Source organism: Bradyrhizobium sp. UFLA06-24 (assembly GCF_054967145.1).
Window position 1 is genome coordinate 14,772 of sequence record NZ_JADFUE010000030.1, and the last position, 18,465, is coordinate 33,236.

The 18,465-nt window shown below is 62.7% G+C and carries 13 protein-coding genes and 1 pseudogene; 4 read left to right on the top strand and 10 right to left on the bottom strand.

From position 1 onward, the window contains the following. Positions 1-453 precede the first annotated feature (453 nt). On the top strand, positions 454-1,647 hold the full coding sequence (locus IF809_RS22990; protein ID WP_462838625.1) for a CaiB/BaiF CoA transferase family protein: 1,194 nt from the start codon (positions 454-456) through the stop codon (positions 1,645-1,647). 103 nt (positions 1,648-1,750) lie between these two features. On the opposite strand, the gene IF809_RS22995 is transcribed toward IF809_RS22990, so the two are convergent. The 5 genes from IF809_RS22995 to IF809_RS23015 form a co-directional block, all read right to left on the bottom strand. Continuing rightward, positions 1,751-3,268: a tripartite tricarboxylate transporter permease gene (locus tag IF809_RS22995; protein WP_462838626.1), complete on the bottom strand. Its 1,518-nt coding sequence runs from the start codon at positions 3,266-3,268 to the stop codon at positions 1,751-1,753. Positions 3,269-3,279: 11 nt separating this feature from the next. After that, positions 3,280-3,822 (bottom strand): tripartite tricarboxylate transporter TctB family protein, encoded by a 543-nt coding sequence (locus tag IF809_RS23000; RefSeq protein ID WP_462838627.1) that lies wholly within the window; start codon positions 3,820-3,822, stop codon positions 3,280-3,282. A gap of 176 nt (positions 3,823-3,998) precedes the next feature. Beyond that, positions 3,999-4,985, bottom strand: a complete 987-nt coding sequence (locus IF809_RS23005; RefSeq protein ID WP_092300290.1) for a Bug family tripartite tricarboxylate transporter substrate binding protein — start codon at positions 4,983-4,985, stop codon at positions 3,999-4,001. 132 nt (positions 4,986-5,117) lie between these two features. Then, complete coding sequence (locus IF809_RS23010; RefSeq protein ID WP_462838628.1) at positions 5,118-5,912, bottom strand: enoyl-CoA hydratase/isomerase family protein; 795 nt, start codon at positions 5,910-5,912, stop codon at positions 5,118-5,120. A gap of 33 nt (positions 5,913-5,945) precedes the next feature. Further along, positions 5,946-7,139 (bottom strand): pyridoxal-phosphate-dependent aminotransferase family protein, encoded by a 1,194-nt coding sequence (locus IF809_RS23015; RefSeq protein ID WP_462838629.1) that lies wholly within the window; start codon positions 7,137-7,139, stop codon positions 5,946-5,948. 214 nt (positions 7,140-7,353) lie between these two features. Between IF809_RS23015 and IF809_RS23020 the strand changes: the two genes are divergently transcribed. Continuing rightward, a complete protein-coding gene (locus IF809_RS23020; protein ID WP_462838630.1) occupies positions 7,354-10,362 on the top strand; it encodes an FAD-binding and (Fe-S)-binding domain-containing protein in 3,009 nt (1,002 codons plus the stop codon). Further along, positions 10,355-10,783: a GlcG/HbpS family heme-binding protein gene (locus tag IF809_RS23025; protein WP_462838631.1), complete on the top strand. Its 429-nt coding sequence runs from the start codon at positions 10,355-10,357 to the stop codon at positions 10,781-10,783. Before IF809_RS23020 ends, IF809_RS23025 begins: the two co-directional genes overlap by 8 nt. A gap of 759 nt (positions 10,784-11,542) precedes the next feature. Here the strand turns inward: IF809_RS23025 and IF809_RS23030 are convergent. Next, entirely contained in the window at positions 11,543-12,532 is a 990-nt protein-coding gene (locus IF809_RS23030; protein ID WP_462838632.1) for a fumarylacetoacetate hydrolase family protein, read from the bottom strand. A 99-nt stretch (positions 12,533-12,631) separates the two neighbouring features. After that, positions 12,632-13,495 (bottom strand): NmrA family NAD(P)-binding protein, encoded by an 864-nt coding sequence (locus IF809_RS23035; RefSeq protein ID WP_462838677.1) that lies wholly within the window; start codon positions 13,493-13,495, stop codon positions 12,632-12,634. A 287-nt stretch (positions 13,496-13,782) separates the two neighbouring features. Between IF809_RS23035 and IF809_RS23040 the strand changes: the two are divergent. Next, positions 13,783-14,660 (top strand): annotated as a pseudogene (locus IF809_RS23040) (LysR family transcriptional regulator). Positions 14,661-14,717: 57 nt separating this feature from the next. On the opposite strand, the gene IF809_RS23045 reads toward IF809_RS23040, so the two are convergent. The 3 genes from IF809_RS23045 to IF809_RS23055 all read right to left on the bottom strand — a co-directional run bounded on the left by IF809_RS23045 (position 14,718) and on the right by IF809_RS23055 (position 18,457). After that, the gene (locus IF809_RS23045; protein WP_462838633.1) at positions 14,718-16,403 is read right to left on the bottom strand and encodes a methyl-accepting chemotaxis protein; all 1,686 of its coding nucleotides are present in this window, start codon (positions 16,401-16,403) and stop codon (positions 14,718-14,720) included. A 141-nt stretch (positions 16,404-16,544) separates the two neighbouring features. Beyond that, positions 16,545-16,985, bottom strand: coding sequence for a cupin domain-containing protein (locus IF809_RS23050; protein ID WP_462838634.1), 441 nt, complete (start codon positions 16,983-16,985; stop codon positions 16,545-16,547). Positions 16,986-17,056: 71 nt separating this feature from the next. Further along, positions 17,057-18,457, bottom strand: coding sequence for an MFS transporter (locus tag IF809_RS23055; RefSeq protein WP_462838635.1), 1,401 nt, complete (start codon positions 18,455-18,457; stop codon positions 17,057-17,059). Between the last annotated feature and the right edge of the window lie 8 nt (positions 18,458-18,465).

The following is an 18,465-nucleotide window of genomic DNA, read 5'->3' on the forward strand; positions in this document are numbered from 1 at the left end:
AGGGAAACCAGCCAACCTCCCGGCATGCCGATTGCAACAGCCAGTCGCTGCGTCCACTGCCCCGACACAGGGAAGTCGATCAGCCCGTGGACCAAGGCAAGTACGGGAATTGCAGGATTCGAATACTGCGATGACAATTCCGCTCACCCGGCTCTCGTATTTGCTGGCTCAATTGGAGCGAATGGCGAGGACTGCGCATAAGTGCCGGCACCGAGCACCACGCCCGCTGCGCGAAAGTCTCCATTTCACTGCTCGCTCAATCCTCGAACAAGACTGTCCCGCGGGGCGGCAGAAACTGTTGCGCAGAAGGTGGTGAACCCGCTCGCCCTTCGCGCCGAGCAAAGATGATTCCCGCTCGGCGGGCGCTCCGCAGCCCGTCCGCTCACGACAGACTTGCCGCAGGTCCATCCGTCACTATGGTAGGCCCGCAATCTGTTCCCGGAGCCAGCCAAGATGCCCTTTCCGCATGCCTCGGAAGCCCTGTCGCGCTTCACCGTGCTCGATCTGACCCGCGTCCGCTCCGGGCCCACCTGCGTGCGGCAGCTCGCGGATTGGGGGGCGACCGTGATCAAGGTCGACGCGCTGACCGAGGATTCTGGCGGCGAGCAGCCAGGCGGCCCGCGGCGGGGGTCCGACTTCCAGAATTTGCACCGCAACAAGCGGGCCATGACACTGAACTTGAAGGACGAGCGCGGGCTCGCCGTGTTCAAGCGCCTCGCCGCCAAGGCCGACGTCGTCGTCGAGAATTTCCGCCCCGAAGTGAAGAAGAAGCTCGGCATCGATTACGAGAGCCTCGCCGCGATCAACCCGCGCATCGTCTATGGCAGCATTTCCGGCTTCGGCCAGGACGGCCCTTATCACAAGCGACCGGGTTTCGATCAGATCGCGCAAGGAATGGGCGGGCTGATGTCGATCACCGGCGCGCCGGGTCAAGGTCCGATGCGGGTCGGGATCCCCGTCGCCGACCTCACCGCCGGCCTGTTCTGTGCCATGGGCATCCTCACCGCGCTGCTCGAGCGCGAGGTCTCCGGCAAGGGCCAGTGGGTGCAGACCTCGCTGCTGCAGGCTCAGATCTTCATGCTCGACTTCCAGGCCGCGCGCTGGCTGATGGAAAAGGAAGTCGCCAAGCAGGCCGGCAACAACCACCCGACCAGCATCCCGACCGGCGTGTTCAAGACCTCGGACGGTTATATCAACATCGCAACGACGGGCGGACGGATCTGGGAGCGCTGCGCGCACGCCGTCGGCGCCCCCGAACTCGTCACCAATCCTGACTACGCGACGGCGCCGGCGCGCTCCAGGAACCGCGACGCGCTCAACGCCGAGATTGAGAAGCGTACGGTGACGAAATCGACCGAAACCTGGGTCCGCGAGCTCAACGAGGCCGGCGTGCCCTGCGGGCCGATCTATGCCATCGACCAGATGTTCGAGGACGCGCAGGTCAAGCATCTGGGTATCGCGCAGAACGTGCCCAACGACGAGGGCCGGCACATCCGCCTGGTCGGCCAGCCCGTGACGCTGTCGCGCACGCCGAGCAGGATGGTGGCGCGCCCGCCCGAATTCGGCGAGCAGACCGACGAGGTGCTGAAGGAGTTCGGCTTCAGTGCCGACGAGATCGCAACGCTCCGGGATGCCAAGGTGGTGTGAGTGCCGCGCTTGATGTCGCCTACGATAGCCCGGCGCGAACCGGGTCTCGCCTCCTGTTGGACGCGTTGCCTTGATTTCAGTATTGCGTACCCACGGGGCCTACCTAACGCGGCGTCGTTCTCGTCCGCTGCGTCCAGCCGAGGCGCCCCAGCACCCCGTCGATGACAGGCCAGAACAGCAGCACGATCGCCAACGTCGTGATCGAACCGACCAGGCCATTCGACCAGAACACCTTGAGGTCGCCACTGGCGCCGATCATCGACAGGCGAAAGGCGTCCTCGGCGCGGTTGCCGAGCACGAGCGCAAGGGTGAACGGCGCCAGCGGGATGCCAATTTTCTTGAAGACGTAGCCGACGACACCGAAGCCTAGCATCAGCCAGATGTCGAACATCGCGTTCTGGATGGCATAGGCGCCGATCGCGCAGGACACCACGATCATCGGCGCCACCGCCGCGAACGGCACGCGGAGGATCGAGGCGAAGATCGGCACCGTCGTCAGCACCAGCACGAGGCCGACGACGTTGCCGAGATACATCGAGGCGATCAGCCCCCAGACGAAGTCCTTGTGCTCGACGAATAGCAGCGGGCCGGGATTGAGCCCCCACACCATCAACCCGCCGAGCAGGATCGCCGCGGTGCCGGAGCCGGGAATGCCGAGCGCCAGCATCGGCAGCAGCGCCGAGGTGCCGGAGGCATGCGCCGCCGTCTCAGGCGCGAACACGCCTTCGATCCGGCCCTTGCCGAAGCTCTCCGAATCCTTGGCAAAGCGCTTGGCGAGATTGTAGCCCATGAAGGACGCCGCGATCGCCCCGCCGGGGGTGATGCCGAGCCAGCAGCCGATGAAGGAGGAGCGCAGCAGCGTCACCCAGTATCTCGGCAGGTCCTTCCACACGCTCAGCACCACGCGCAGCGAGATGCTGGCGGCGTGGCCGCGTAGCGCCAGCCGCTCCTCCATCGTCAGCAGGATCTCGCTGATGCCGAACAGCCCAATCACCGCAACCAGGAAGTTGATCCCGCGCAGGAGCTCGGCGGAGCCGAAGGTCATGCGCAGCTGGCCCGACACCGTGTCCATGCCGATGCCGGCAAGCAGCAGGCCGAGCGACATCGAGACGACCGTCTTGTGCTTGGCTTCGCGTCCCAATCCGACGAAGGAGCAGAAGGTGAGCAGGTACACCGCAAAGAACTCGGGCGGCCCGAACCTCAAGGCGAAGGACGAGATCATCGGAGCAAGGAAAGTGATGAGCAGCACCGCGACCAGCGAGCCAATGAAGGATGACGTGAACGCCGCCGTCAGCGCCTCCGCCGCCCGGCCCTGTTGCGCCATCGGGTAGCCGTCGAAAGTGGTTGCGACCGACCAGGCTTCACCGGGGATGTTGAACAAGATCGAGGTGATGGCGCCGCCAAACAGCGCGCCCCAATAAATGCAGGACAGCATCACGATGGCGGAGGTGGGATCCATCGTGAAAGTGAGTGGCAACAGGATCGCCACGCCATTGGGCCCGCCGAGCCCGGGCAGAACGCCGACGAAGATGCCGAGCACCAGCCCGACCATCATCAGCACCAGCGTCTTCCACGTCAGCAGGACGCCGAAGCCGTGCAGCAGGAGACCGAAAGCTTCCATCGCGGCCCCACCTAGTACCCGAAGGCCGCTTCGAGCGGTCCCTTCGGCATGATGACGTCGAAGGCGATGTCGAAGGTGACGAACATGACCCCCGTGAACACCAGCGCGGTGAGCAGCGACTTCCACAGCTCGATCTTGCCGATCGCCCGCATGAAGCCCGCGATCAGCAGGAAGCTCGCGACGTACAGGCCGAGGAACTGCGTCACCAGGCAGAACAGCAGCGTCGGCAGGAATACCGCCATTACCCGGCGCGCCTGCGCCAGTGTCACGAAGGTCTCGCTTGCCCCGCGACGTGCGAGGAGAGCTGCGATCAGACCGTAGAGGCTGGCGCCGCCCAGGACGAGCGAGAGATAGAACGGGAAATAACCGGGCTCCGGCCCAGTCGAATCCCAGGAGGCGCCGGTGCGCCAATTGTCGAACCCGAGGATTGCGGCGAGCGCGAGCAGCAGCAGGCAGGCGATGACTTCGACCGTGCTGGTGCTTGCGACGGCGGGGGAGTCGTCTTCGGGCGCGGTCGGATCGTCGACGACGATTTCAAGATCGGTTTGGGACATTGGGTTTCAACAAACGCTTTGGCCAATTCCCCTCTCCCCGCTTACGAGGAGAGGGTTAGGTTGAGAGGGAGGCTCCACGAGGGCGGCGAGAACTGGACTCGCCGAGAGTCCCCCTCACCCGGATTGCTGCGCAATCCGGCCTCTCCCCGCAAGCGGGGCGAGGTGAAAGCAAGCAGCTACTTCGCGACGAAGCCGGCTTCCGTCATCAGCGACTTGTTGACAGCGTCGTCTTCCTCGAGAAATTGCACCATGTCCTTGCCGGTGAGGAAGATCGGCTTCAACGCCTGCTTTTCCATATAGTCCTTGTATTCGGCGGTCTGCGTCACCTTGTGGAACAGCTCGACATAGAACGCCTGCTGTTCCGGCGTGACCTTGCCGGGAAGGAACATCGCCCGCAGCATCAGATACTGGACGTCGACGCCCTCCTCCTTGCAGGTCGGGATGTCGGCCCAGGACTGGGTGTCCGTCACCTTGGTGGTGTAGGAGATGCGCTCCTTGTCGAACACACAGAGCGGACGCACCTGGCCGGCGCGCCACACTTCGAGGTTCTCGGACGGATTGTTGACGTTGGATTCGGTGTGGTTGCCGACGAGCTGGGTCGCGGCCTCCCCGCCGGACTTATAGGGCAGATAGGAGAATTTCGCGCCGGTCTTCTGCTCGAGGAACACGGTCAGCACGTGGTCTTCTCGCTTGGAGCCGGTACCGCCCATCTTGAACGGCGAGCTTGCGGCCTTTGCAGCCGCGATGAATTCCTTCACCGTCTTCGGGCCGGCGCTATTGTCCCACAGCACGAACTGGTCGAGCGCGATCACCGAGACCGGCGTCAGTTCGCGCCAGTTGAACGGGATCTTGGCCGACAGCGGCAGCATGTAGATCAGCGAATAGGCGATCAGCACCTTGTTCGGATCGCCCTCGCTGGACTTCATGTACATCAACGCTTCCGCACCCGAGGCGCCGCCCTTGAGCGAGACCACCATCGGCTGCTTCATCAGATTGTTCTTCTGGATCGCGGCCTGCATCATCCGCGCCATCTGGTCGGAGGCGCCGCCGGCGCCCGCCGCCACGACGATCTCGACCGGTTTGGTGGGTTCCCAGCCGGCAAAGGCGGGCGCGCTCAACAACAAGGCCGTCGCAGCTCCGACGGCTTTCAACGGAATTCGCACGAATTTCGCCCCCTGGTTTTTATTGGCTTTGTGATGCCGGGAATTTTATCGCTGCATTGTGCGGACTAAAGCTGGCGAGTTCAAGCCGGCGAACATTCCGCCGCATATGACTTTCGGCTGACGGAGCGCGCGCTAACGGCCCTTCCAGTTCGGCGAGCGCTTGTTGAGAAAGGCATCCATGCCCTCGCGGAAATCCTCGCTCATATAGGCCTTGAGGATCAGGTCCTCGCCCTCTTCGCGCGACAGCGTGCGGCGGATACGGCGCACCGCCTCCTTGGTCGCCTCCAGCGTCAGCGGCGCGTGGCTGGCGACGAGCTTTGCGGTCTCGTCCGCGCGGCTTTGCAGCGTCTCGACATCGGGCACGATCTCGGTGAGCAGGCCGAGCGCAAGCGCTTCCGGCGCCTCGACCAAGCGCGCCCTGAAGATCAGGTCCTTGGTGCGGGCAGGACCGACCAGCGAGACGACACGACTGATGTTCGACATCGATAGGCAATTGCCGAGCGTGCGCGCGATCGGGAAACCCATGCGCGTCATCTCGGTGCCGATGCGAAGATCGCAGCAGGCGGCGATGCCGGCGCCGCCGCCGGTGCAGGCCCCCGCAATCGCGGCGATGACAGGCACGCGGCACTGCTCGAGCGTGCCAAGCACGCGGTCGATCCGCGCCTCGTAGTCGAGCGCGTCCTGCGCGGTCTTGAAAGCACGGAATTGAGAGATGTCGGTGCCGGAGGCAAACGCTTTGTCGCCGGCGCCCGTCAGGATCAGCGCCTTGATCGAGCGGTCGACGTTGATCTCCTGGCAGATCTCCGCCATGCGGTCATACATGGCGAAGGTCATGGCGTTGCGCGCCTGCGGGCGGTTGAAGGTGATCCGCGCGATGCCGTCCGTGACGGAGTAGAGCAGGTCTTCGTTGGCAGTCGGTGCGTTCATCGCGCGCTCACTTCTTCTTGCAGTTTTGATAGTTCAGGCCACCTGCGTCATCGGCACCGCGTCGCGTCCCTTCAGAACGTCCATGGCTGCCAGCACGCCGCCGCTCCGGTGCGGAATCTTAGCAAGATCCAGGCCCATCTCGACGCCTGCGAGCGTGCCCATCAGCATTAGGTCGTTGAAATGGCCGATATGACCGATGCGAAACACCTTGCCCTTGACCTTGTTGAGGCCGGTGCCGAGCGACATGTCGAAGTTTTCGAGGACCACCTTGCGGAAGGCGTCGGCATCAAAGCCATCAGGCACGCGCACGCCAGTCAGCGCCGGCGAATGCGCGGCAGGATCAAGGCACTGCGTCTCCAGGCCCCAGACCTTGGCCGCCGCTCGCGTCGCCGCGCTGTGGCGCTTGTGGCGGGACCAGACGTTCTCCAGCCCTTCCTCCTCCAGCATCTTCACGGCCTCGCGCAGCCCGTAGAGCAGATTGGTTGCGGGCGTGTAGGGGAAGGTGCCGAGCTTGTTGAAGGAAATGACCTCCTGCCAGTCCCAATAGGAACGCATGCCGGGATTGGTCTTGGCAACGGCGAGCGCCTTCTCGGAGACGGCGTTGAAGCCGAGGCCCGGCGGCAGCATCAGGCCCTTCTGCGAGCCCGCGACCGAGACGTCGATGCCCCAGGCATCGTGCTCATATTCCATTGAGCCGAGGCCGGAGATGGTGTCGACCATCAACAGCGCCGGATGCTTGACGCGATCGAGGATCTTGCGCACCTCCAGGGGCGGCGTGACGCAACCTGTCGAGGTCTCGTTGTGCACGACGCAGACCGCCTTGATCGCGTGCTGCTTGTCGGCGCTAAGGCGCTTTTCGATCTCGGCGAGGTCGGCGCCGTGGCGCCAATCGCTCGGGATAAAGTCGACGTCGAGCTTGAACTTGTCGGCGATGCCGCGCCACAGCACGGCGAATTGCCCGGTCTCGCACATCAGGACCTTGTCGCCGGGCGAGAACACATTGACCATCGCCGCTTCCCAGGCGCCGGTGCCGGACGAGGGGAAGATGATCACGGGCTGCTTGGTACGGAACACCCGCTGCATCGAGGCCAGGACCGCGAAACCGAGCTCGGCGAACTCCGGACCGCGATGGTCCAGCGTCGGCATGTCCATCGCCCGCAGCACGCGGTCGGGGACGTTGGTCGGTCCTGGAATCTGTAGGAAATGCCTTCCAGTATGCACGGTCATGGGCGTCCTTCCCGGTCTTGAAGTCTGTCTTGAAGTCGATCTTGGCTTTGCGTCTGGCGGCCCGATCCACGGGTCGGCGAGCCGCTCGCATATCACTATTCGCCGGGCTTGTCCCTCGCCCCTGCGAGGTCGTCAATGCACAACAAGCAGGGCTCGTCTTGCCAAGGGCGGCGACCGTAGGCAAGACGGGCTGGCAAACAGGCGAGAGCGGATCATGGCGGCGGAAGTGGCCGGAAAATCACTGGAATCGGCCCCAAAGGACGGTCTGGAGGCGCGTCTGGCCCGTGAAATCACGGGCGACGTCCTGTTCGACGGCTTCAGCCGCGGCCGCTACGCCACCGACGCCTCGTTCTACCAGATCGTGCCATCGGGCGTGGTCGTGCCCAGGACCATGGACGAAGCCCTGCGTGCGCTGGCGATCGCCCGTGAGGAGGGCGTCAAGGTCACCCCGCGCGGCGGCGGCACCTCGCAATGCGGCCAGACCGTCAATGACGGCCTGGTGATCGACCTCTCGAAGCACCTCAACAAGGTCCTGGCCCTCGATGTCGCCGGCCGCACTTGCGTGGTCGAGCCCGGCATCGTGCTCGACGACCTCAACCGCCAGCTCAAAAAGCACGGCCTGTGGTTTCCGGTCGACGTCTCCACGGCGTCCCGCGCCACCATCGGCGGCATGGCCGGCAACAATTCCTGCGGGGGCCGCAGCCTGCGCTACGGCACCATGCGCGACAACACGCTGTCGATGGAGGCTTCGCTGGCGGATGGCACGCTCTGCCGCTTTGGTGAAGTGTCGCGCGATCTCTCCGACCTCGACGCCGGCGCGGCCATGCGCGCGCTGTTCCGCGACATGCTCAATCTCGGGATGCGCGAAGCCGACGAGATCACGGCGCGCTTCCCGAAAGTACAGCGCCGCGTCGGCGGCTACAATCTCGATGCGCTCACCCCGCGCAACGCGCGCAACAACATGGCGCATCTGCTGGTCGGCTCCGAAGGCACCCTCGCCTTCACCACCACGGTCGAGCTGAAGCTCTGGCCGGTGATCCGCAACAAGGCGCTCGGCGTTTGCCATTTCGGCAGTTTCTACGCGGCGATGGATGCGGCGCAGCATCTGGTGAAGCTCAAGCCGATCGCGGTCGAGCTGGTCGACCGCACCATGATCGCGCTCGGCCGCGAGATCGCGATGTTCAAGCCAACTATCTCGGCCGCGATCAAGGGCGACCCTGACGCTGTGCTGGTGGTCGAATTCGCCGAGGAGGACCAGGCCGATAATCTCGTACGCCTCAAGCAGCTCGGCGGACTGATGGGCGATCTCGGCTTCGGCTGGACCAACGAAACGCGCAAATGGGGCGGCGTGGTTGAGATCACCGAGCCCGCCTTGCAGAGCGGCATCGCCGATTTCCGCGCCGCCGGCCTCAATGTCATGATGTCGATGAAGCAGGAGGGCAAGCCGGTCTCCTTCGTCGAGGACTGCGCGGTGCCGCTGCCACATCTCGCCGACTACACGGCGCGCCTGAACGAGGTGTTCGCGAAACACGGCACCAGCGGCACGATGTACGCGCACGCCTCCGAAGGCTGTCTGCATGTGCGCCCCGTGCTGAACCTCAAGCTGGAGAAGGACGTCAAGGCGATGCGCGCCATCGCGGAAGAGGCCTTTGCCCTGGTGCGCGAATACAAGGGCTCTCATTCCGGCGAGCATGGCGACGGCCTGGTGCGCTCCGAATTCCACGAGACCATGTTCGGAGAGCGCCTCGTCGCCGACTTCCGTGAGGTGAAGCATCGCTTTGATCCTGAGGGCGTGCTCAATCCCGGCAAGATCGTCGACCCGCCCAAAATGGACGACCGCTCGCTGTTCCGCTTCAAGCCGGACTATCGCGTTGGCGAGCTGAAGACGAAACTCGACTGGTCGGCCTATCCCGGCGCCGGCGGCGGTTTTCAGGGCGCCGTCGAGATGTGCAACAACAACGGCGCCTGCCGCAAGCTCGAGGGCGGCGTGATGTGCCCGTCCTACCGCGCCACGCGCAATGAGAAGGACGTCACGCGTGGCCGCGCCAACACGCTGCGGCTTGCGATCTCAGGCCAGCTCGGCCCCGATGCGCTGTCTTCCGACGAAATGATGGAGACCCTCAAACTCTGCGTCTCCTGCAAGGCTTGCCGTCACGAGTGCCCGACCGGCGTCGACATGGCCAAGATGAAGATCGAAGTGCTCGCTGCGCGTGCTGCCACCCGCGGCCTGAGCTTGCGCGATCGGCTGGTCGGCTATCTCCCGCGTTACGCCGGCTTCGCCTCGCGCTTCGCCGCAATCGCGAATTTGCGTAACCACAGCCCCCTGCTACGAAAGCTGTTCGAGCGCTTTGCCGGCATCAGCGCGCGCCGGGCGCTGCCGGCCTTCCGCACCGACGTTTTCGTGCCGTCGGCTGAAGCGGTCGGGCCGATCACGGGCCGCGAGGTCGTGCTCTTCGCCGACACCTTCAATCGCATCTATGAGCGCGAGAATCTCGATGCCGCCCTGCGTGTGCTCACAGCCGGCGGCTATCGCGTGCATTTGCCCAAGCCCGCCAGCGGCAGCCGTCCGCTCTGCTGCGGTCGCACCTTCCTCTCTGCCGGCCTCGTCGAGGAAGCCCGGGCCGAGCTCGATCGGCTCGTCGCCACTTTCGCGCCCTTTGCCGCGCGCGGCGTGCCCATCGTCGGTCTCGAGCCGAGCTGTCTTCTCACGCTTCGCGACGAGCTCGCTTCCCTGCGCAAGGACAGCGAGGCAAAGGCCGTCGGTGCGCATGCCCTCACCTTCGAGGAATTCCTGGTGCGCGAGGCCGAGGCCGGCCGGCTGCAACTGCCCCTCGGCACCGTCGCCGACAAGGTCATGGTGCACGGCCATTGCCATCAAAAATCCTTCGGCGTCTTCAAGCCGGTCGAACAGGTGCTGCGGCTCGTCCCGGGCCTCAAAGTCGAAACCATCGAGTCGAGTTGCTGCGGCATGGCTGGCGCGTTCGGCTACGGCGCTGAGACCTATGACGCCTCGATCGAGATGGCCGAGCTCTCGCTGTTGCCCGCGGTCCGGCGCGCCGACCAGAATACGTTGATCGTCGCGGACGGCACCTCCTGCCGCCACCAGATCCACGACGGCGCAGCGCGCGAGGCGCTGCACGTCGCGCGCGTGCTGGCGATGAGCCTTGATCGCGCTGAAACCATTTCCACGTCTCCAGCTACAAAGGAACCTAGCCATGGCTGAACTCTCTCTCGCCGTCGCCCGAACAATCCTCGACGCCGCCTTCGCCAAATCCGCCGAGCTGAAGCTGAAGCCCCTGGTCGTGACCATCCTGGATGCGCGCGGGGTGCTCAAGATCGCCGCCGCCCAGGACGGCACCAGCCTGATGCGCGCCGAGATCGCGCATGGCAAAGCCTATGGCGCCCTCGCAATGGGCATGGGTTCACGTGCGCTGTACCAGCGCGCGCAGGAGCAGGCCTATTTCATCGACGCGGTGAACACCATCGCCAAGGGCGCGCTGGTGCCGGTCCCCGGCGGCGTACTGATCATGGACGGTACGACGCTGCTCGGAGCTGTCGGCGTCTCCGGCGACACCTCGGACAATGATGAGGCGTGCGCGGTGGCGGGTATTCAGGCAGCAGGACTGAAGGCCAACGCGGGGTAACAGCGCCACTCTACTAGGGTACTGCGCGCTCTGAATATCGTCGGGTGTTCGAGTCTCAGGAGTGCTACCGCCTTTACACCAAACCCGCGATATACCTCATCCAATCCTTCCCATAGCGACTGGTGAGTCCGTGAGGCGATGCAGATCTACCCGCGAAGGCGGAAAAGAGCACCGGCTGCAGATCAGGAAAAGCGGCCTCCGTCAGGGGTCTTGATCTTGCGACGGAAGGAGCGGCAATCGCTTTTGGCGTTGAAGAACGACCGCGGAAGACACCACATGAGCCCACCGCAGCTGAGTTGAAGCGCAAGGAAGACAATCTTCGGCGAGCTTAATACCGGGAAGGGCAAGCCGGGTAAGGGGGAGCCTTTGGTGCTCGCGAAAAACGTCGTCTCGAGTTTGTCGATACAATCCATCAACAGCTTCTCGAACGCACCCGGTTGAGCAGGTTCTCGCTCACCTGGACAGCTTCGCTGGACCAGAGGCAACCGCCTGGAACATCTCACGGGATGGATCCGCAGACGGATCCGGCAGATCGATGCACTCACCAGCGCGCATTTTTTTGACCTGCCGGCGAGATCAGAAAGACTGGAATTTGCCAAAGAATCTGCCAACTGCGAGGAGCAGTCGGCCTGGTATGGCTACTAACCCATGCTAGGCTTCAGTTCTGGTCGATCTTCCCGCGCCCTCGCCTCCCGATCGGCCGGCTCTGCTGAATAGCCCTTTTGTCTAAAACGGAAACAGCAGGATCGACATCTGAATTCAGGTGGCGGGTCTGAAATTGCCTGCGATCCGGTTGCGGAGGACCCCAATGTGTTCCACTTCGAGTTCTATCACATCACCCTCATTGAGGTACCGGTCGATCTCCATGCCCGTTCCGCCTCCGACTGTGCCGGAGCCGAAGAATTCACCCGGATGCAGCCATTCGTCCCGGGAGACATGGTGGATCATGTCCTCGAAGCTGTGCATCATGCCTGCGGACGTGGTTGAACACCACACTTCACCATTGATCCGCGAGACCATTTTCAGATTGTAGGGGTCGGCAATTTCGTCCGCAGTCACGATCCATGGTCCAATCGAATTGCCACCATTGAAATCCTTCGACTTGCCCGGGCCCGTCATCCCGCCGGCTTCCCGGACCTGCATGTCCCGAGCAGAAAAATCGTTGAAGATCGAATAACCGAAGATGTAACGGCGAGCGTCCTCACGCGGAATGTTCTGGCCTTTCGCTCCTAGAAAAATTCCGAATTCCAGCTCGTAGTCGAGGTAGTTGCACCCTTGTGGCCTGTGCACGAGCGCGCCGGGACCCACCACGCTGAACCTGTTGCCCTTATAGTAATTCGGCTGCGTCAGAAAGACTTCCGGAACCTCCGAGCAGTCTGCGGAAGGCGGCGGCAGTTTTCCCTGCAATCTTTCGGCAAGTGACCGCAAAGCGGCTGGGGCGGCGAGAACATGCCCGCGGAAAGAAACGAAGTCGCGAATACTCCGAGGTCTCGGCACCGGAGAGAGCAATTCGATCGAGGATATCTCCAGATCCAGCGCTGGATCGCCTGTTACGGACTCCTGCAACTGGCGCGCATGATCCAGCCCGCGAGCACCCGAATCGATCAGCGCCTGCATGTTCGAGAATTGCCCCGTCTGTAGGCCGACCCGCCTTGCTGCCTTCGCAAGATCGAGGATCCTGCGATCGGCGGAATGCACAAGCCCGACGCGCGGCTCTCCGCGCAGGTCGCAGAACGTCGCGAGCTTCATTTCAACTCCTTCGGCAATGAGACGGACTATCGCCCGCCTTTTCGGTCGGAAACCCGACCGCGGATCGAGAGCGCCGGACACCTGCGATCCAGGACGGTCTCACGTCTGTCCATCAATCAATGTCGCGAGGACCTCGCGAAGCGAAACATCCCCTTTCACCGATTCGCTCTCCTTTCCCTCGAATTCAATCCAGCCTTCATTAAAGCCGTCCAGCATCCGCATGCGCGGCAGCGGGTGTTTCATGCCTTGCGACCTGAACAGGTCCTCCCAGGCGTCGCGAGCCACCTCCTCGATCCGGACGGGACGACCAAGAAGTTCGCTAAAGGTCCTGGCGACTTCGTTTGGCGAAATTCGCCTGCCATACTCAAGCTCCACAATACGTCGCCCCGACCAGTCTTCCTGGATCAGCCTGGCAGCAACGCGCCCCACGTCAGCAGTGGCTATCATGGGAATGGACCTATCGGCAGGTTGCAGAAAGCTAGCAATTGAGCCGTTGCGGGCGTCAGCGACGTCCCAAGCGAAATTTTCCATGAACCAGCCCGGCCTCAGGAACGCAACCGGCATTGGCAGCTCTCCGAGCGCCTGCTCCATCAGGGTACGCTGAGTAAGCAGGTTCTCCGGTTTTGCCTGTGCTCCGATTGTCGAAAGGCAGACGACCCTGGCTGGCGCGGCTGCAACGAGAGCGGCCTTCACCGCATCGATAACAATCCTCGCCTCAGGAAATCCAGGTGCCGGATCAAACTCGGACGGCGGGAGGATGAACACGCCTTTTGCCCCCGCGAATGCGGCGGTGAGCTCCGATGCATCTTCCATGGTTGCAATGGCCACCTCACATCCCCTTTCACGCCAGGGCGAGCCCTTGCTTGCGTCGCGAATAACGGCCCGCACCTTGCATCCGTCAGCAAGCAGCGCCCTTGCCATTGCACCGCCGACTTTCCCGGTCACTCCTGTGATCGCGTACATTTCCATCATTCTCTTTTCGCGTTGCCTTGCCAGCGAATGAGCGGCTCGGCCGCCCCGGCATCACCGGACTGTTTCGTCTGGCCCTGGAGGTTTCTGCCCAGCCCCTTACGGAAGAGACCTTAGGCTGGTTTGTACTGATGCAGCGAGTGAGCTTGTGTCACGCGTTTGTTGCGGTCCAGTCACCACCTGCGTTGTTGATCCGCGGGCAACGAACTCTATGGTCTTAGTCTGGCACTCTCGGGAGATCTGCTTTGAAATTTGACGGTCGACTGGTCGCGAACGTCGGTGTGCTCGCGGCCATTGTTCAGGGCGGGAGCTTTAGCCGGGCCGCTGACGCGCTTGGTCTGACAAGATCCGGCGTGAGCCGCGCTGTCGCGCGGCTTGAGAACAGCGTCGGTGTACGTCTCCTGGACAGGACGACGCGTTCGGTCTCCCTCACCGACGAGGGAAGAAGGCTTTATGCCGAGATCGGGCCGCTGCTCTCCGGGATCGAAACAGCATTCACGAAGGCCGCGAGCTCCTCCGCAACTGTCCGCGGCCGACTGCGCGTGAATGCAGGCGCATTTTTCGCCACCACGATGTTTTCCCCCCATGTTGCCGAATTCCTGGAAAAATACCCGGAGATCTCACTCGAAATGGTGACGCGGGACCAGCTCGGCGATCTGATCGCCGAGGGATTTGACATTGCGGTCCGGTTTGGCATCCGCCGTCCTCGTCCCTCCTCTCCCGCAAGTTGCTGGAGACGCGCACGATCACCGTCGCCTCGCCGTCATACATCAGGCGGTTCGGACAGCCCGTGCACCCTTCCGACCTCTCCAGTCACGAGTGCATTCAGGTGCGGGATCCGTTGAGCGGCGAGCCTCTGCGGAACTGGGAGTATCGCCAGGGACGAAAGGTCGTGTCGGTCAGGACAAGCGGGCGCCTCGTCGTGACGGAGTTTGGACCTGTAATAGGAGCGTGCCTCTCAGGCGCGGGTGTCGCCCGCGTCAAGGCAATCGGCGTCAGGGATCTGCTCGACAGCGGCAAACTGGTCGACGTCCTTCCCCAATGGCCCGGACAATCGTTTCCGCTTTATGCGCTCTATCCAGCAGGTCCACATCAGGCCGCAAAAGTAAGGGCCTTTATCGGGTTTGTGGTGGAGAAGTTCTGTCGCGGTCCGGCATGATGTGTTGAGGATCCGCTTCGCCATTCACTGGGCACGCGCCAGTATGCTCCTGCCCAGTCACGAAGTCGCTCCGCTTACGATTGCCGCGGCTTCGGCAGCAGCCGATTGCATGTTCGACGACATCTGGCCCGTTACTGCGCTCTGCTCCTCGATCGCTGCTGCGGTTGAGGCCACATATTCATTGACGTCGCGAATGGCTCTCCTGACTGCATCGAGGGCTCCTTCGACATCGCTTGATATGTCGTTAAGGCATGCAATCTCCCCTCCAATCCGGTTCGTCGCCTGGCGCGCTTGGCTCGCGAGGTTCTTGACTTCGGATGCCACAACAGAGAAGCCGCGCCCGGCCTCACCCGCCCGCGCTGATTCGATCGTCGCGTTAAGCGCGAGAAGATTGATCTGACCCGTGATGTTGTTAATGAGATCGACAATACCGCTCATGGCCTGCGCCGCTTCTGAAAGTCGCCGGGCTTGCCCGACCGCCGCATCAACCTGCTCGACCGCTCCAGCTGCCGTTTGCCTTGACCTGACCATGGCCTGGGATATCTCGAGCACCGATCTGTTCAGATCCCCTGTCCCCCCGACCACCGACTCAAGCACCGCGCTTACGCGTTCATTGCCTTTCCGGGCGAGGACCTCGCTCGTAATGTCTGTCGCATACTGAACCACCTTGAAAGGCTTCCCGTTGAGGTCAAGGATGGGGTTGTACGACGCCTGAAGCCAGATGTTCCTGCCGTTCTTTCCGACAAGCCGGTACTCGCCCGCCTGATACTGTCCGCCAGCCAGCCTGGCCCAGAAGGCGCGTTGTTCCTCGGTATGTCCCTCCGACCGGTCCAGGAGCACGGCGTGCTCCCGACCGACGATCTCTTCCAGAGCGTACCCTGTGGCCTCAAGGAAATTGCGGTTCGCCGTGAGGATCGTACCCTGCATATCGAACTCGACCACGGCCTGCGACTTTCCGATGGCCTCGATCTGGCCGGCAAGATCGGCATATCGCAGCTTTTGACCCGTGATATCATGAGCAATCTTGACAACCCGAAAGGGCTTTCCGTTTTCATCAAGAAGGGGATTGTATGAAGCCAGGAGCCACACTTCCCTCCCGCCTTTTCCGTAATGTTTTGATTCCGCCGCCTGATATTCGCCCCGCCCCAGCCTGCACCAGAACTCTTCGTATGCAGACGAGGAGCTGTCCGCCGCGTCGAGAAACATGCTGTGGTGCTTTCCCCTGACTTCCTGCAGGGTGTACCCCATCGACATGAGGAACACGTCGTTCGCATTGAGGATCGTCCCGTCCATGCTGAACTCGACGACGCCCCTGACACGTCCGATCGAATCAGCCTGAGCCGCATAGTTGAGATTCTGCAGGCGCACAGAGGCATCAGTCAGTTCAATGGCGAATCCTGCATCTTGTCCCTGCGGGTCCCGCAACGTCGTTTCCACGATATCGAAGGTCAGCCCGCCTATTCTCCCGGTACACCGACGTGTCGTCTCATGCGCTCGGCATGTTCTGTCGGCCGGCCCGGGGACTCCGAGCAACAGGCCGATGTCACGACCTGTCAATCCCTCGACGCAAAACCCGGGAAGAGCGTTCCTGATATCGCTCTCGATGGACAGTAGCAGCGCCTTCGCCGCGCGGTTCATATAGATCACGCTGCGGCTCTGGTCGGTCATCAGGACATTCGCACTGAGTGCGTCCAGAGCGTTCAGCTTGATGGATTCGTCCCGGTCAGATCTGCGGCCGAACATTCCCGTATTTCCTGTCTTCCTGATCAATCTGGAGCCGGCGGCATGAAGGCCACACAACGGATGAGCGTGCGTCTTGACCGCCGGCACTGCCGCATCACCATCCCGCATCGGCAACGGTGGCAGGCTCCCCGGCCGCGGTCTTCAGGCCCGTGTTGCCATCGGCTGATCGCCAGCGCACTGCCCCAGGGGATACTGCGCGAAATACGCGATATCCTCAGCGCTCGGGATCCACGCGGAATTTCCCCGCCATTCCTTGATGCGGGTGATCTTCGGACCGCCATATCGCACCCTGAAGAGAACCGACCGGAGGCTTCCGTTGACAAACTCGTGGAGCTCCCCGGGGGGATGTACACAGAAGGATCCGGAAACAATCTCAACCGACCGGCCCGGGGTGTTCATCACACCCCCGCCATCGACGCAGAGATAGATCTCGCAGCACTCCGGATGTACGTGATGCGGACTGATTTGGCCCGGCTCCCAGCAGGCGATTGAGTAGTCGCCGCCATCCACCTCGCCAAGGATACGCTCGACGTGCTTCTTCGCGTCCCATCGTTCCTCTGCCGAAAGTCTAAAGCATTCCATAGCTCGGGCTCCTGTCCTGCCGAATTGCGTTCACGGGAAATGCGGGGATGACACCGGGATCTTCTGCCGGATCACTGGTGATGCTCCTGAAGGGCGAGCACCTTCGACTGCTCCCTGGTGTGGTCTTCCTCATTCAGGGACAGAGGCCGGTCGCGCGTTTCAGGGGCACGGATGAAACACAGTGCGAGAATTGCACCGCATGCAGCGAGGAAGAGAAACGCCGGCAGGATTGCGTCTTCGGTTGCCTTCGCTGACACCAGGTTGTCTGACCCCGCTATGAGGGCAAGGCAAAGCGGGCCGAGGATCTTGCCCAGCCCGTTGGCCCCCTGGGAAAGTCCCGAACCCCGGGCAGCCAGTCGGGTCGGAAACAGCTCCGGCATGTAGGGAGCGAGGGTGCAATATCCTCCGTCATAGAAGATGGCTCCGACGGCAAGGAACACAACGAACAACGGGACCGGACCAAGGAAGTCCCTGTGCATGAGCGCGGCCGCGCACAACGCGCAGGCAATGCCAATTCCGATCAGGCGTCCGGACCACACCCTGCCGACGATCGCGGGTATGATGGAAAACATGACGCGGCCGCAAAGTCCTGCAATCGACACGTACACGAAGTAGGTCGCGGCCTGTCCCACTCCAACATGGAGGATCATTGAGGTAATGGTCGGTCCCCAAAGGTAGACACCATAGCTGGCGGTACTGATCGTCAGGAAAATCAGGACGACAAACCAGAACCGCCCGGGCCGCTGGTAGAGTTCAGCAAGGGAAACCGACGGCTGCACGGCTGCGACCTCCTGGGTATCCGGCACACTCGACAGGGGAACTCCGAGTAGATCGGCAATCGCGGCGCGCGCATCTCCCGGTCGGCGCCTGGCGACAAGCCACCTTGGCGATTCCGGCATGAGGAGCGCGAACGGAATACAGAGAACAAGCGGCATCAGGCCCAGAGCTGCCAGGCCGCGCCAGCCAAGAGCGGCGATAAGGGCTGCTGTTGTCGACGCCGCGATCAATGTTCCTACTGACGGAAAGAGCAGCGGCCAGCCCATAAGCTTCACACGCATCGGGGCCGGCGTAAGTTCAGCCATGATGACTGCGATGGTAGCCCCTACTCCGCCCAGACCCGCGCCGACCATGACGCGCAGGATCGAGAGCAACAGCCAGTCGCCCTCAGGCACGAGCGAAATCGCTCCGGCACTGATTGCACAGACGACGGTAGCCTGCAGAAGAACGGGCTTTCGACCATACCGGTCAGCAAGAGCTCCGAACAGCAGGGCCCCTGCGATTGAACCAACACCTCCGCTCAGGAGCACCATCGCGGACTGGAAATAGGTCAGGTGCCACTGGGGCCCGAGCGATGCCAGCAGGAAACCGACGATATAAAAGTCGTAGAAGTCGAGACAGAACGCTGCGCAAACAGTGGCGAATATCGCGTAATAACGCCACCCAGGCCTTGCAGAGTCGTAGAACGCCAGCATGCTCCTTG

Coding starts and splice junctions, on each gene's coding strand:
- IF809_RS22990 (WP_462838625.1), top strand. CDS start 454: ATGCCCTTTCCGCATGCCTCGGAAGCCCTGTCGCGCTTCACCGTGCTC.
- IF809_RS22995 (WP_462838626.1), bottom strand. CDS start 3,268: ATGGAAGCTTTCGGTCTCCTGCTGCACGGCTTCGGCGTCCTGCTGACG.
- IF809_RS23000 (WP_462838627.1), bottom strand. CDS start 3,822: ATGTCCCAAACCGATCTTGAAATCGTCGTCGACGATCCGACCGCGCCC.
- IF809_RS23010 (WP_462838628.1), bottom strand. CDS start 5,912: ATGAACGCACCGACTGCCAACGAAGACCTGCTCTACTCCGTCACGGAC.
- IF809_RS23015 (WP_462838629.1), bottom strand. CDS start 7,139: ATGACCGTGCATACTGGAAGGCATTTCCTACAGATTCCAGGACCGACC.
- IF809_RS23020 (WP_462838630.1), top strand. CDS start 7,354: ATGGCGGCGGAAGTGGCCGGAAAATCACTGGAATCGGCCCCAAAGGAC.
- IF809_RS23025 (WP_462838631.1), top strand. CDS start 10,355: ATGGCTGAACTCTCTCTCGCCGTCGCCCGAACAATCCTCGACGCCGCC.
- IF809_RS23030 (WP_462838632.1), bottom strand. CDS start 12,532: ATGAAGCTCGCGACGTTCTGCGACCTGCGCGGAGAGCCGCGCGTCGGG.
- IF809_RS23035 (WP_462838677.1), bottom strand. CDS start 13,495: ATGTACGCGATCACAGGAGTGACCGGGAAAGTCGGCGGTGCAATGGCA.
- IF809_RS23045 (WP_462838633.1), bottom strand. CDS start 16,403: ATGTTCGGCCGCAGATCTGACCGGGACGAATCCATCAAGCTGAACGCT.
- IF809_RS23050 (WP_462838634.1), bottom strand. CDS start 16,985: ATGGAATGCTTTAGACTTTCGGCAGAGGAACGATGGGACGCGAAGAAG.
- IF809_RS23055 (WP_462838635.1), bottom strand. CDS start 18,457: ATGCTGGCGTTCTACGACTCTGCAAGGCCTGGGTGGCGTTATTACGCG.